The following is a 13743-nucleotide window of genomic DNA, read 5'->3' on the forward strand; positions in this document are numbered from 1 at the left end:
GCCCATGCCAGAAGTCATTTTCCCCGGTCCCGAAGGCCGTCTCGAAGGTCGTTTTGCGCCGGCTCCGCGTCCGCGTGCGCCGGTCGCGATGATCCTGCACCCGCATCCGTCGGCCGGTGGCACGATGAACAACGCGATCGTCCAGCAGCTCTACAAGACGTTCCAGCGGCGCGGGTTCGCGACGCTGCGGTTCAATTTCCGCGGTGTGGGGAAAAGCCAGGGCGTGTTCGACAATGGCGTTGGCGAGCTGTCGGATGCGGCGAGCGCGCTCGACTGGGTGCAGAGCTTCCATCCCGAGGCGCAGACGACCTGGATCGCGGGCGTGAGCTTCGGTGCGTGGATCGGCATGCAGCTGCTGATGCGCCGGCCCGAGATCCGCGGGTTCATCTCGGTCGCGCCGCCGGCGAACCTGTACGACTTCACGTTCCTTGCGCCTTGTCCGTCGAGCGGGATCATCATCCAGGGCGAGGCCGATGAGGTCGCGACGCCAGGTGCTACGCAGAAGCTGGTGGACAAGCTGCGGACGCAGAAGCACATCACGATCCATCACGACACGATCCCGAAGGCGAACCACTTCTTCGAGCACGAGATGCCGGACCTGATGGGAAGCGTGGACAAGTATCTCGACATGCGCCTCGACCCGAACTCGCCGATCCGGTGAAGAACCTCCCTTCTCCCCTCGGGGAGAAGGTGGCGCGCCAGCGTCGGATGAGGGGGAGTTGGGATAGGCTGGCGCGTGTCAACTCCCCTCACCCTCCCACCGCAAGAACGGCGGGCCCCTCCCTCTCCCCCCAAAGTGGAGAGGGACTTAAGTCAGAGCGTCCAGATCGCTACGTTGGCCAGCAACACCGCGGCCATGATCAGCATCAGCACGCCCTTTTTCGTGTCCTGCTTCTTCACGATCAGCACGATCCCACCGATCAGGCAGGCGAACATTGCCAGCATGGCGATGGCGGGAGCTGCGGCGGCGATGCTGGTGAGGGCGGCGTTCATGCCGTCCGATACGCCACCCTGGCCGGGGATTGAAGCGCGTTGACTTCGCGTGCCGCAGGGCAATAGCTTGGCAACCTCGATCGGAGGCTCGGAGGTATTATGCTGGCCTTTCTCGCGATGATCGCCGCGCAGACACCGCCACCGTCCAACTGCCAATACGACAAGCCCGCAATGATGGCACTCGACGAACGCGCGTTCGATCAGACCATGACGGGCGGCTGGCGCACGCTCGCCAATGCCGGCTGCGATGCGCAGGCCGCCGACCTGATCGCCGAATGGCGCGCGGGTCATCCCGCCAACCCGCGCACTGCCGGGCTGTTGCAATGGCATGAAGGCCAGTTGCGCGCGAACGCCGGACAGACCGCGCGCGCGGTGGCGCTGTTTGAAGCCGCGCGCAAACCGGTGGAGCAGGATGCCGGGTTCGGCTGGAACCTCTATGTCGACGGCAGCATCGCGTTCCTGCGCCGCGACCTCGCCGGTCTAGACACCGCCCGCGCCAAGCTCGCTGCGCTCCCCCGTCCGGCCGGCTATGCCCCGGTGGGGGCGGACGGCAAGCCGCGCGCCTATGCTTGGCCGATGAACCTCAACATTCTCGACGGCTTCGTCGCGTGCTGGAACCGGAGCTACCAGCAGGCCTATGCGTGCGCGAAGCCGGCGGTGAAGACCCTGCCGCCAGAGTAATCAGCCCGCCATCGCCTTTGCATAGGCGGCGAGGTCGACGTTCCCGCCGGACAGGATGACCAGCAGCCCGGGTTCGAGCGCCACCTTGCCAGCCAGCGCCGCCGCCAGCCCGACCGCGCCGCCCGGTTCGATCACCAGTCGGAGTTTCTCCGCCGCCCAGCGTTGCGCCGCGGCGATCTCCGGTTCGCTGACCGCGACCCCGATCGCGTCGCGGCGGGAGAGGACGTCGAACGTCAGCGAGGACACTCGCAAGGTCTGGAGCGAATCGCAGGCGGTCGGCGGCGGGTTGGGACCGACCGGTTCGATCCACGATGCCTCCAGCGAACGGCGCATGTCGTCCCAGCCTTCGGGCTCGACGACGGTGATCGCGCTGTCCTTCAACGCCAGCGCGATGCCGGCCGAGAGACCGCCACCGCCGCACGGCACGATCACGCGAGTCGGCGCTCCTAATCCCAGCACCGCCATCTGTGCGGCCGCTTCGATTCCCGCGCTCCCCTGCCCCTCGATGATCCACGGATCGTCGAAGCTCGGCACCAGCGTCGCACCGCTTGCCTCGGCAAGGCGCCCGGCGATCGCCTCGCGACTTTCGGTCGCACGGTCGTAGGTCACCACCTCCGCGCCGAGCGCCAAGGTCGATTCGCGTTTCAGTCGCGGCGCGTCCGACGGCATCACGATCGTCGCCGCCATCCCGAGCCGCTTCGCCGCCCAGGCCACGCCCTGCGCGTGATTGCCCGACGAAAACGCGACGACGCCTTTTTTTCGCGCGGCGTCGTCCAATGCGGTGAGCCGATGCCACGCGCCGCGAATCTTGAACGCGCCGATTGGTTGCAACGATTCAGCCTTGAACGCGACCGGTACACCCTTGATTTCGCTCACAAACAGCGGGGTCGGCGGAAGTATCCGCGCGATCTTTTCCGCGGCGTCCCGCACCCCCGCCCACGTTGGCTGTCGCAAAATCGTCACACACTGGCTCCTATGCGGCCAACCCTATTTACATGGGGGGCAAGCGACCGTAGATCGCCCTTCCGCTGCCCCATGGGACTTCCAACCGCAAGGCAGTGTTTTCGTAATTTGTCTCAGGACATTGGAGGTCCCTTGAATTGGTCAAGCATCATATCGCGCTGGGGTTAGCGAAAGCCCATTCGACCGCCGACATCTCCTGCATCGGGAGCGGCATCGACATCGCTAAAGGGCGCCCGGTCAACCCGGTAACGCTCGTTCGTCCGCACGCTGCTGCGCGCGCCGCTCGGTTCTTCGTCGAGAAGTTCCCGGGTCGTTCGATGTATGCGGTGAAGGCGAACCCGTCTCCCGAACTCCTGCAGATCCTGTGGGACAACGGCATCACGCATTACGACGTGGCGTCGATCGCCGAAGTGCGCCTGGTCGCACGGACGCTTCCCGAGGCTACGCTGTGCTTCATGCACCCCGTGAAAGCCGAGGAAGCAATCGCAGAGGCGTATTTCACGCACGGCGTCCGCACCTTCAGCCTTGATAGCCTGGAAGAGCTCGACAAGGTCGTTCGCGCCACCCGCGAAGCCACCGACCTGACGCTCTGCGTGCGGTTGCGCGTGTCGTCGGAGCATTCGAAGCTGTCGCTGGCGTCGAAGTTCGGCGCGGCCCCGCATGAAGCCAAGGAGCTGCTGTTCGCAGCCCGCCAGGCAGCGGACGCGCTCGGCATCTGCTTCCATGTCGGTTCGCAGGCGATGACCCCGGAGGCGTATTCCAACGCAATGGAGCGCGTCCGTGCGGCGATCGTCGAAGCGGCGGTCACGGTCGACGTCATCGACGTCGGCGGCGGCTTCCCGTCGTCCTATCCCGGCATGGAGCCCCCGCCGCTCGAGCATTTCTTCGAGACGATCCACCGTGCGTTCGAATCGCTGCCCGTCAGCTATTCGTCCGAGCTTTGGTGCGAGCCGGGCCGGGCATTGTGCGCGGAATATTCGTCGATCATCGTGCGTGTCGAAAAGCGTCGCGGGACCGAGCTGTACATCAACGACGGTGCGTATGGCGCGCTGTTCGATGCGGCGCATATCGGCTGGCGTTTCCCGACCGAACTGCTCCGCGAACCGGACAGTCGTGCGAAGGACATGGAGTTCAGCTTCTACGGTCCGACGTGCGACGACATGGACTATATGGTCGGCCCGTTCATGCTGCCCGCGGACACGCAGGCCGGCGATTATATCGAGATCGGCATGCTCGGCGCGTACGGCTCGGCGATGCGGACCGCGTTCAACGGGTTCGGATCGGACGAGACGGTGATCGTCACCGACGAGCCGATGGTCTCGTTGTATGACGAGCGCTTCCAGGACCTCGCGTCGAACGTCGTCAAGCTGTAACTACCAACCACTATCGTTCGTCACCCCAGCGCACGCTAGGGTCTTCATGGGGCGGTCGCATCGTGCGCCTCCAGGAGACCCCAGCTTTCGCTGGGGTGACGGCTGTTTGCAATTTGCTGTTTGCTAGGGATTAGACATGACCGAAGACACCCGCATCGACGCGCAGCGCAAGGCGGAACTCCTTTCCACCACCGTCGAGCATATCGACATCACCAGCTTCGACGCGCGGCCGATCGTCGATGCGATGAAGAAGATGTCGTTCACCAGCCGCGATCTCGGCCGTGCGACCGACATCTACAACCAGATGCTGGCCGACAAGGACTGCACGATCTTCCTCGTGATCGCGGGCTCGACGAGCGCCGGCGGTTGCATGGATCTGTACGCCGAGCTGCTGCGCAACAACATGATCGACGGCATCGTCGCGACCGGCGCGACGATCGTCGACATGGATTTCTTCGAGGGCCTCGGCCACAAGCATTATCAGGCGCTCGAAGTGCCGCACGACGACGTGCTGCGCTCGCTGATGATCGACCGGATCTACGACACCTATATCGACGAGGAAGAGCTCCAGCACGTCGATCACACGATCTTCGAGATCGCCGAGACGCTAGAGCCGCGCGCCTATTCCAGCCGTGAGTTCATCCGCGAGATGGGCAAGTATCTCGTCGAGCACGGCAAGAAGGAGAACAGCCTCGTCAAGCTCGCCTATGAGCATGACGTACCGATCTTCTGCCCGGCGTTCGTCGATTCTTCGGCGGGCTTCGGGCTGGTCAAGCACCAGGTCGACGCGGTGAAGGCCGGCAAGCCGTACATGGTCCTCGACGCGATCGCCGACTTCCGCGAGCTCACCGAGATCAAGATCAAGGCGGGTACCACGGGCTTGCTGATGATCGGTGGCGGCGTGCCGAAGAACTTCATCCAGGACACCGTCGTCTGCGCCGAGATCCTCGGCCATGACGACGTCCAGGTGCACAAGTACGCGGTGCAGATCACGGTTGCCGACGTCCGCGACGGTGCGTGCTCGTCGTCGACGCTGCAGGAAGCGGCTTCGTGGGGCAAGGTGAACACGGGCATCGAGCAGATGGTGTTCGCGGAAGCCGGTTCGGTGATGCCGCTGCTGGCGTCGGACGCGTATCATCGTGGGCTCTGGAAGGACCGCCCGGTCCGCAAGTGGGGCGCCAGCTTCGACAAGGCCTGAACCTTACGATCCTCCCCCGCCAGGGGGAGGTGGCAGGCGCTTGCCTGACGGAGGGGGAGGACGCGGAACCGACGTTATTGCCGCCTCCCCCTCCGTCGCTTCGCGACATCTCCCCCCTGGCGGGGGAGGATTGAGTGAAATTCGATCTACGTTGCCCTAACCCGACAATTGATGCAGCCTCCCGGATAACCGGGGGAGGCTTTTTCATGCATAGCGACATCCTGCGACCGATGGTCGTGCTGATCGCGTGGACGCTCGTCATGCTGGGCTGGATGCTCGCCACGCGGCTGCCGGCGATGAAGGCGGCAGGCGTCGACATGAGCACGCTCGTCGGCACCAAGGCCTCCGATGCCGACCGCTCGCTGCCGCCCCAGGCGCAGTGGAAGGTCCATAACTACAACCATCTGATGGAGCAGCCGACGCTGTTCTACGCGGTCTGCACCGTGCTGGCGCTGAGCGGCACGGGCAACGGGATCAACGCCTGGATCGCGTGGGCGTATGTCGGTCTGCGAATCGTCCACAGTCTGATCCAGGCGACCAGCAACCGCGTCCGCTACCGGTTCGTGGTCTTCATGCTGTCGAGCGTGACGCTCGTGGCACTCACCCTGCACGCCGCGCTCGCGGTATTCTGACGGCTATTCCCGCGGAATAATGATCGATCGTGTCGCGCTCCCCTCCCCGAGCACGCGCGGATCGTCTAGTATCGCCCGATGACCTTCGACCGTCGCTCGCTCCTCAGCCTACCGCTTGCCGCCGGCTTGGCGCTCCCCGCCTTCGCGCGGACCGGTGCGCAGGTCACCGCCGGCCAGCCGCGCACGACGGACCTGCCGATCTGGCCGCCCGCCGAGCGGTTCGCTTTGTGGCCCAATATCCCCCAGGGGGCGCCGAACCCACTACCGGTCCCCCGTCCGACCATGCCGCGCTATCCCGACGGCTATCGTGACTTCCAGATGCGCGGCGTGGTGCGCCCCGAAGTCGGCGTGTTCCGCCCGGCGCGGCCCGACGGTCGGGCGGTGCTGATCGTCCCCGGCGGCGGCTATTCGATCACGTCGCTGCGCAACGAAGGCATCGACGTCGCGCGCGTGCTGAATGCGTTCGGGATCACCGCGTTCGTGCTCAGCTACCGCCTGCCGGGCGAAGGCTGGGCAGACCGAGCCGACGTGCCTCTCGCCGACGCGCAGCGCGCGATGCGGCTGATCCGTGCCAATGCCCGCGCCTACGGGATCAGGGCGGAGAAGCTCGGCGTACTCGGCTTTTCCGCCGGGGGGCATCTCGCCGGCTCGCTGACGGTGCTGCACGACTTCAAGACCTATCGCCCGGTCGACGCCGCCGACCGCCACTCGGCACGCCCGGCCTGGGCGGGGCTCATGTACGCGGTGTCCAACATGGATCCGGGCCGAAGCCATGGCGGATCGCGCGCCAACCTGCTCGGCCCCGACCCGCTGCCCGCGGTTCAGGCGCGGTACGCGATCGACCGGCAGTTGAAGGCGGGCGATCCGCCGCTCTTTCTGGTGCACGCCGAAGACGACACCACCGTCCCCGTCGCCAACAGCATCGACACCCTCGCCGCAGCGCGCCGCGCGGGCATTCCGGCCGAAGCGCATTTTCTACAGCATGGCGGCCACGGCTTCGGGACTCGCCTGTCGCCGCGATCGCCCGGGTCGCTCTGGCCGCAGGTGTTCGATCGCTGGATGGGCGAGCTGGTCTCGAATTAGTGTCGGGGCGGGGCGAAGGAGCCAGTGACGCAATCGAGCGTTATCATAGGATATTGGGAGAGCCACGATGACCCAACCGCACAGTCAGCCGCGAGACGTCTTTCAGGAGTGCGGCGAGGTCATCATCGACGGCCCCGACGGCACGGTGATCGCGATGACCCCCGAGGCGGCGCTGCGGACGGCGGGGCGGCTCGACGATGCCGCGCTGGAGGCGCTGCTCGCACGCGCCAACCCCGGAGCCGTCCCCTTCCCGCTGCGCTAACGCTCAGCCGAACACCCGCTTCATCGAGCGTTCGAGCATCACGAACTGCCACAAGGTCCGGCCGTGCTCGACCCGGCCCATGCGGTGTTCGTCGGCGATCCGCGCGATCGTCGCCATGTCGAACCACCCGGTCTCGCCGAGCGTACGCGATTTGGCGAGCGCGATCGCTTCCCCCGCCAGCGCTTCGCGGAACCACGCGCTGATCGGCGTCACGAAGCCCATCTTCTGGCGATAGAGGATCTCACGCGGCAGATACGGCTCCATCGCCTTCTTCATCAGCCATTTGCCTTCGCCGTGGCGCAGCCGCATGTTCGCGGGCAGCGTCGCGCAGAACTCGATCAGACGGTGGTCGAGCAGCGGTTCGCGCGCTTCGAGCCCAACCGCCATGCTGGTGCGATCGACCTTGGTGAGGATGTCGCCGGGCAGCCAATGCTTGATGTCGGCATATTGCGCGCGGTCGATCGCGTCGCGCGCCGGCGCGTTCGCCATCGTCGCGACATAGCGGTCCTCGGCACGATACCCGCCGAGCGTGGCACGAGCACCGGGGGTGAAGAGGTGCGCGCGCAGCTCGGGCGTGGTGACGCCGACCGACCGCGCATACGCCTCGCCCCCATCTTGCGCGAGCGCGAGCAGCGTCGATTTCGCGCGCAGCGGCCGCGGCGCCCAATCGGCCTTGGGATAAAAGCGGCCGAGCGTGCCGAACACGTCCGCGCGCAGATGCGCCGGGAGCAGGCCGCGGACACGCTCCTCGACGGACTGGAACTTGTAGCGACGATAGCCGGCGAGCGCCTCGTCCGCACCGTCGCCCGACAGCGCCACGGTGACGCTCTCGCGAGCCAGCGCGCAGACCTGATACGTCGCGAGAGCAGAGGCGTCGGCGAAAGGTTCGTCGAAGCTCGCGACCAGCGTGTCGATCAGCGAGACGTCGCCCGACTGGACCACGCGCTCGCGGTGATCGGTGGCGAAGCGCCGCGCGACAATGGTGGCGAAGCTGCGCTCGTCATGCCCCGCCTCATCGAAGCCGATCGTGCAGGTACGCACCGCCTTGGGGCTTGCTTCGGCCATCAGCGCGACGACCGCCGAGCTGTCGACGCCGCCCGACAGGAACGCCCCGAGCGGCACGTCGGCGACCATTCGCGAGCGCACGCCTGCGCGCATCCGGTCGACCAGTTCCTCGCCGAGCGCCTTGGCCGACCCGGTCGCGCGACTGGAGAAATCGATGTCCCACCATTTGCGAGGGCTTGGCACCGGGCGCCCCCGCTCGACCAGCAGGAAATGCCCCGCCGCCAGCTTCTTCACGCCCGCGACGATGCAGCCATCGTCGGGGACATAGCCGAGCGCCAGGTAATCTTCGACGGCGCTGAGATCGGGCACGCGCCGTAACTGCGGGTGCGCGAGCAGGCCCTTCAGTTCGGAGGCGAAGGCGAGCGAGCCGTCGGCGAGTTCGACGTAGAAAAGCGGCTTCACCCCCATCCGGTCGCGCGCGAGGAACAGCGTGTGCGCGGCGGAATCGTGGATCCCGAACGCGAACATGCCGTTCAGCCGGTCGAGCATCGACGGCCCCCAGGCGCGCCAGGCGTGGAGCAGGACTTCGGTGTCGCCGGCGGTGCGGAAGATCGCACCCTTGGCGATCAGCTCGTCGCGCAGTTCGGCGAAGTTATAGACCTCGCCATTATAGGTGATCGTCAGCGAGCCATCGGACATCGGCTGCGGCGAGCCTTCGAGGTCGATGATCGACAGCCGACGATGGCCGAGCCCCACGCCCGGCGCGGTCCAGATGCCGTCGCCATCGGGCCCGCGATGCGCCAGCGCGGCGATCATCGCATGGACGCGGTTGGGATCGACCGGCTTGGGCGTACCCGGGTGAAAGATCCCGGCGATGCCGCACATCTAGCGCATCCCCGCGGCGCGATCGGCAACCGTAGCGATCGGCCCCAATGCGGCGAGGAAGCGCGCGATCGGACGCGGATCGGCGCCCTCGACCGAAAGGTGGATCGCCACCGCGCGTTGCGGACCGCCGAGCAGCCGCGCCTTCATCGTCTCGATCTTCACCAGCGTCTCGTCCTGCGTGGTCGTGTCGCCGGCCCGGTACCACGTCGCGACGATCCGCTCTACGGGCCCCGGCGCGGTGATCCGCATCGCCGAACCACCTGCCCCCGCGCCGTCCACGATATCGGGCAGATCGGCGACCCGGACCCAGCGATCCTCTTGCCGCAGGACGCCGGTGCCGAACGCGATCAGCTCCTTGCCCTCATGCTGGTTGCCGAACACCGCGATGCTCATGTCGACGGTCGCGCCCGAGGCGTCGGCATAGCGGCCGAACAGGTAATGGTCCGCGCCGGGATGATAGGGCGTCCAGGGCGCGCGCGTGCTGACCGGAACGCGGTGCCAGCCGGGGATGTCGGGCAGGTCGATATGCGCGGGCAGCGGCTGCGCGCGACCGGCGATGGCGGCGCTCCAGCTCGGGAAGACCGCGACCGTCGCGAGGACGAGCGCGGTGGCGATCAGCAGATCGGTGCGGTTGCGGGGTATAGCCTGTAGCCTCGCCGGATCGAACGCAGGATCGTCGGGGGCCCGGTCGAACCAGCGCCAGCCGATCGCCAGCACCGCGGCCATGACGAGCGCAAAGAATACCCAGCCATAGACGATATGGTCGAACCCGGTGGCCGCCTCGATCGAGGTCAGGTCCGCCGCCCAGATCGTCCCGAACGCACGGAACCCGTTGGCGATGACCGGCACGACCACCGAGATGACGAGGAAGATCGCGCGGCGCCTCCACGACAGGAAGCAGAGATTGGCGACCAGCACCCCGAAGGCGACCATCGCGATGACGAATTTGGCGCCCGAACACGCTTCCGCGACCTCGAAATAATAGCGGCCGGCGTGGATCAGCACGCCGTCGACGACCGCGGGTACGCCGACCAGGTGGAGCAGCGGCATGACGATCGCGACCGTGATGGTCTGCAAGGGTGGTTCGAGGCCCTCGCCGAACGGCACGAGGAAGAACGCGTAGGCGAGCGGGAATAGCAGCCCGCGCGCGACATTGGGGCCGAGGATCGTGACAACCGCGCCCTGCAGCATCATGACCAGCCCAAGCTGGCGCGCGAAACCGACCGAGCCGGCGTCGCCCAACAGCCAGCCGAACCCACCGATCGCCACGAGGGCGAGGCCCGGCCACCAGCCGGTCGGGGTGAGTTGGGCGAGGTCCGCACGGCGCTGCCAGATCAGCCACGCGACGACCGGACCGATGAACAGGCAATGCCCGAAGGTCGTGCTGTTCCACCAGATCTGCACGAGATCACGGACGTCGCTGCGGAACACCAGCAGGATCAGGACGAACGCGACCGCCAGCGCGATGCCGTGTCGGCGCCACGCGGTCATGCGGTCAGGCCGAGCAGCGCGTCGAGCGAGGCGAGGCGCGCGTCCCAGCCGTAGCGGCGGATGACCTGCGCCCGGGCCGCGACGCCGAGCGTGGCCGCGGTGTCCGGCGCGTCGAGCAGCGCGATCACCTGATCGGCGAAGTCCTGCGCGGTCTCTGCGACGCGTACGGTGTCGGCGTGGTCGATCCCTTCGGCGGCGGCGGCGGAGGCGACGACGGGACGCGCCATCGCCATCGCCTCGAGCACCTTGTTCTGGATCCCGCGCGCGAGTTTCAGCGGCGCGACGCACACGTCCGCGGCGGCGAGCCAGCCACGGACGTCGTCGACCGCGCCGGTGACGGTGACATGGTCGCCGGCGAGGGCCTGCACCGCGGGCGTCGGTGCACGGCCGACGATCGCGAAGCGCGCGGGGTGGCGTTGGCGGACCAGCGGGAGGATATCGCGCGCGAACCAGGTTACCGCGTCGATGTTGGGCCGATAGTCCATCTGGCCGGTGAAGACGATGAGCGCTCCTTCGCCCTTCCCTGGAAGGGAGGGGTTGGGGGTGGGTCGGCCGGCTTGGGTCACAACCGCTTGCGCCTGCGGAAACCGACCCACCCCCGGCCCCTCCCTTTCAGGGAGGGGGGAAGATAAGGGCCTAGTGGCAGCCGCAGGGTCGAACTTCGCGGAGTCTATCCCGTTCTCGACAGCCATCACGCGGCCGCGCGCGCCACCTTCCCGAAAAAGCGCAGCCTCGGCCTCGCTGACGAACAGGCTCGCCGAGACCCGCGCCGCGATCGCTCGCTCGAAAGCTCCCAGCAACCGCGCTTCGCGGCGCATCATCCAGCGCATCGGACCGCGGGCGTCTTCCGCAAACCCCGCGAACTTGGCGGAATCGACATCGACGAAATCCATCACGACCGGCGGCGCGTCGCCCGGCAGATACTGCGCCATCTGCCCCGAGAAACAGTAGATACCGCCGACCTGCGGCAGGATACGATCGACCGCGGCCTGCATCGCCGGGCTGGCGAATGCGGTCAGCGAAACCGGCTTGCCGACAGCCAGCGCTTCGATCGCAGCGCGCTTCTGCGACTTGCGACGCGACAGGATCGTGCAGCTCGCCAGCATCTCCGTGAACACCGCGGGCGGATCGAAGTCCGCCGCGTCATCGGCAAACGCAACCAGATGGACCGGCGTACGCTTCGCCAGATACTGGAGGATATGAAAGCTGCGGATCTTGTCGCCGCGGTCGGGCGGAAAGGGCACGCGGTGCGCCAGGAAGAGCAGGCTCACCCCAGCCCTCGGGAAATCCACGGTCCGGCGGCGGTCGCGGCCCATAGCGGGAGGCGCTTCCACGTCTTCACCATCAGCGCGTATTTGCGGTTCAGCGGGTTGACCTCGCGCGCCGGCCCGTCGCTGCGCTTGGCATACAAACGCGGTTCGGGCGTGAACCCCCAATTCTTCTTGAACGCCGCCGCGCCAGTGCCGGTCTTCGAGCGCCCGAAATCGAACCGCGTGCACCCCCTCGCCCGCGCATGCGCCATCAGCGCGAAATACATCCGGTCGTTGGCGCGAAGCCCGCGCGCCGCGTCGGTGCCTCCTCCCCAATAGGGGTAGACGGTGCCGTCGAAGTACAGGCTCAGCACGCTGGCGATCGCCCTGCCCTGATGCCGCACGGTGAGAACATCCGCGTCCATCACGCTAACAACGCTCCGGAAAAGCTTGGCCGGAAACACCGGCGTGCCGAGGTTGCGGACCGACTCTGCATAGACCCGGTAATGCTCGGCGAGCAGCGTCCGGTCGTTACCGGTAACGATCTCGAGATCGAAACCGAGCGAACGGCGGACCTCGGCGCGCTGCTTGCGCGGGATCGCGAGTAGTTCGGCTTCGTCGTCCACCGCCAGATCGCGCGCGAAGCCGAGATAGCTGGTATCGTCGCTCGCCCAACCCTTCGGTGCGGGGCCGCCGCGCAGTTCGACCGACGGGCAGCCGGTCCGCAGCGCAAGGTTCCAGGCCCCCGCCGCCAGTGGCTCGATCGACGCCCCTAGAATCCCGCCATCGACGCCGAACCCGGTCGACACCAGCGCGCGCCCGAACAGCGGCGAGCGCATCTCGGTCAGCGGCAGCCCGCCGATGATCGCCCCGCCGGCGTCTTCGGAAACCAGATAGCGCGCGCGCTGGCCGCAGCCGTCCTGCACGGCACGGCTCCATTCGGGCAAGTGAAAGGGTGTGGCGCCTTCGGTCGTCGCGACGAACGCCGCGATCCGCGCGCACTCGGCCGGATCGCGAAGGTCCGCTTCGCGCACGCCGACGGGCATCGGCGCGGTCACGCCAGCCGTGCCGCTTCGCGCGCGACGACCGCATCGACGCGGCCCCATTCGTGACGGGCGAGCAACCCGCGCAACTTGCCCGCCATCGCGCCGAGCCGCGAGTAATGACGGATCTTCGATCGCACCGGCGCCGCGTCGACCCGTGGCTGCGCCGGATCGATCTCCCACGGGTGGAAATAGAACATCGCCGGGCGATCCTCACGATTGACCTGAAGCACCGCGAAATCGGTGATCGCCGCGGGCAGCAGGCGGAAGAACCCGCCGCCGGTGGCGAGCTTGCGCTCTCCGAACTTGGCGACCGTCACCGGCACCTCGATCAGCGCGCTGTCGGCGAGCGGCTTGAACCCGTAGCGCGGCGCGTCGAGCCAGCCGTAATGATCGTGCTTCACCGGCGCGACGCTGGAGGAATAGGTGTAGCCAGCCTCGGCCAGTTCGACGTGCGCCCAGGGAGTCCGCTGGTCGATCGAGAAGCTCGGCGCACGGTAGCCCGTGACCTTGGTCCCCGCCGCTCCCTCGATCGCGGTTCGCGCACGGACGAGGTCGGCGCGGAAAACTTCCGGCGTCATCGTGAAGACGCGCTGGTGGTCCCAGCCATGGCTCGCGATCTCGTGACCGGCCTCGACGATCCGCCGGATCAGCGCGGGATAGCGATGCGCGACCCAGCCGAGCGTGAAGAACGTCGCCTTCGTCTCGCGCTCGGCGAACAGCGCGAGGACCGCATCGGTATTCGCCTCGACGCGCGGCTGAAGCGAGTCCCAGTCGGCCTTGTCGATGACCTTCTCGAACGCGCCGACCTGGAACCAGTCCTCAACATCGACCGACATGCCATTGAGAACAGGGCCATTGAGAACGGGGCCATTGAGAACGGG

The 13743-nt window shown here is 67.1% G+C and carries 14 protein-coding genes; 7 read left to right on the plus strand and 7 right to left on the minus strand.

What is annotated here, in order from left to right; translation table 11 throughout:
* Positions 1–4: 4 nt before the first annotated feature.
* Positions 5–661 (plus strand): alpha/beta hydrolase, encoded by a 657-nt coding sequence (locus SPHN_RS03410; protein ID WP_248521100.1) that lies wholly within the window; start codon positions 5–7, stop codon positions 659–661.
* Positions 662–813: 152 nt separating this feature from the next.
* Here the strand turns inward: SPHN_RS03410 and SPHN_RS03415 are convergent, their stop codons facing one another.
* The gene (locus tag SPHN_RS03415) at positions 814–993 is read right to left on the minus strand and encodes a hypothetical protein (RefSeq protein ID WP_248521101.1); all 180 of its coding nucleotides are present in this window, start codon (positions 991–993) and stop codon (positions 814–816) included.
* Between the two features lie 99 nt (positions 994–1092).
* Between SPHN_RS03415 and SPHN_RS03420 the strand changes: the two genes are divergently transcribed.
* Complete coding sequence (locus tag SPHN_RS03420) at positions 1093–1674, plus strand: hypothetical protein (RefSeq protein WP_248521102.1); 582 nt, start codon at positions 1093–1095, stop codon at positions 1672–1674.
* On the opposite strand, the gene SPHN_RS03425 is transcribed toward SPHN_RS03420, so the two are convergent.
* Complete coding sequence (locus SPHN_RS03425) at positions 1675–2637, minus strand: threonine ammonia-lyase (RefSeq protein WP_248521103.1); 963 nt, start codon at positions 2635–2637, stop codon at positions 1675–1677.
* A gap of 137 nt (positions 2638–2774) precedes the next feature.
* On the opposite strand from SPHN_RS03425, the gene SPHN_RS03430 reads away from it, so the two are divergent.
* The 5 genes from SPHN_RS03430 (at position 2775) to SPHN_RS03450 (ending at position 7185) form a co-directional block, all read left to right on the plus strand.
* A complete protein-coding gene (locus tag SPHN_RS03430) occupies positions 2775–4010 on the plus strand; it encodes a type III PLP-dependent enzyme (protein ID WP_248521104.1) in 1236 nt (411 codons plus the stop codon).
* 136 nt (positions 4011–4146) lie between these two features.
* Positions 4147–5208, plus strand: a complete 1062-nt coding sequence (locus SPHN_RS03435; RefSeq protein ID WP_056048328.1) for a 1,9-bis(guanidino)-5-aza-nonane synthase — start codon at positions 4147–4149, stop codon at positions 5206–5208.
* 206 nt (positions 5209–5414) lie between these two features.
* Positions 5415–5840: an MAPEG family protein gene (locus SPHN_RS03440; RefSeq protein ID WP_248521106.1), complete on the plus strand. Its 426-nt coding sequence runs from the start codon at positions 5415–5417 to the stop codon at positions 5838–5840.
* Between the two features lie 78 nt (positions 5841–5918).
* Entirely contained in the window at positions 5919–6923 is a 1005-nt protein-coding gene (locus SPHN_RS03445; protein ID WP_248521108.1) for an alpha/beta hydrolase, read from the plus strand.
* 67 nt (positions 6924–6990) lie between these two features.
* Positions 6991–7185 carry a hypothetical protein gene (locus tag SPHN_RS03450; protein ID WP_248521110.1) on the plus strand — a complete coding sequence of 65 codons (195 nt, stop codon included), beginning with the start codon at positions 6991–6993 and terminating at the stop codon, positions 7183–7185.
* Positions 7186–7188: 3 nt separating this feature from the next.
* Here SPHN_RS03450 and SPHN_RS03455 read toward each other — a convergent pair whose 3' ends face one another.
* From SPHN_RS03455 to SPHN_RS03475, 5 genes are read right to left on the minus strand one after another with little or no spacing between them, the layout of a single operon-like run.
* Positions 7189–9075, minus strand: coding sequence for an XrtA/PEP-CTERM system amidotransferase (locus SPHN_RS03455; RefSeq protein ID WP_248521112.1), 1887 nt, complete (start codon positions 9073–9075; stop codon positions 7189–7191).
* Positions 9076–10566 carry an exosortase A gene (gene xrtA / locus SPHN_RS03460; protein WP_248521114.1) on the minus strand — a complete coding sequence of 497 codons (1491 nt, stop codon included), beginning with the start codon at positions 10564–10566 and terminating at the stop codon, positions 9076–9078.
* Positions 10563–11837: a glycosyltransferase gene (locus SPHN_RS03465; protein WP_248521116.1), complete on the minus strand. Its 1275-nt coding sequence runs from the start codon at positions 11835–11837 to the stop codon at positions 10563–10565. The genes xrtA and SPHN_RS03465 overlap by 4 nt, the downstream gene beginning before the upstream one ends.
* A complete protein-coding gene (locus SPHN_RS03470) occupies positions 11834–12874 on the minus strand; it encodes a FemAB family XrtA/PEP-CTERM system-associated protein (protein ID WP_248521124.1) in 1041 nt (346 codons plus the stop codon). Before SPHN_RS03470 ends, SPHN_RS03465 begins: the two co-directional genes overlap by 4 nt.
* On the minus strand, positions 12871–13698 hold the full coding sequence (locus SPHN_RS03475; RefSeq protein WP_248521126.1) for an XrtA system polysaccharide deacetylase: 828 nt from the start codon (positions 13696–13698) through the stop codon (positions 12871–12873). Before SPHN_RS03475 ends, SPHN_RS03470 begins: the two co-directional genes overlap by 4 nt.
* Between the last annotated feature and the right edge of the window lie 45 nt (positions 13699–13743).

The sequence above is a fragment of the Sphingomonas faeni genome (assembly GCF_023195535.1).
Taxonomy (GTDB): Bacteria; Pseudomonadota; Alphaproteobacteria; order Sphingomonadales; family Sphingomonadaceae; genus Sphingomonas; species Sphingomonas faeni_B.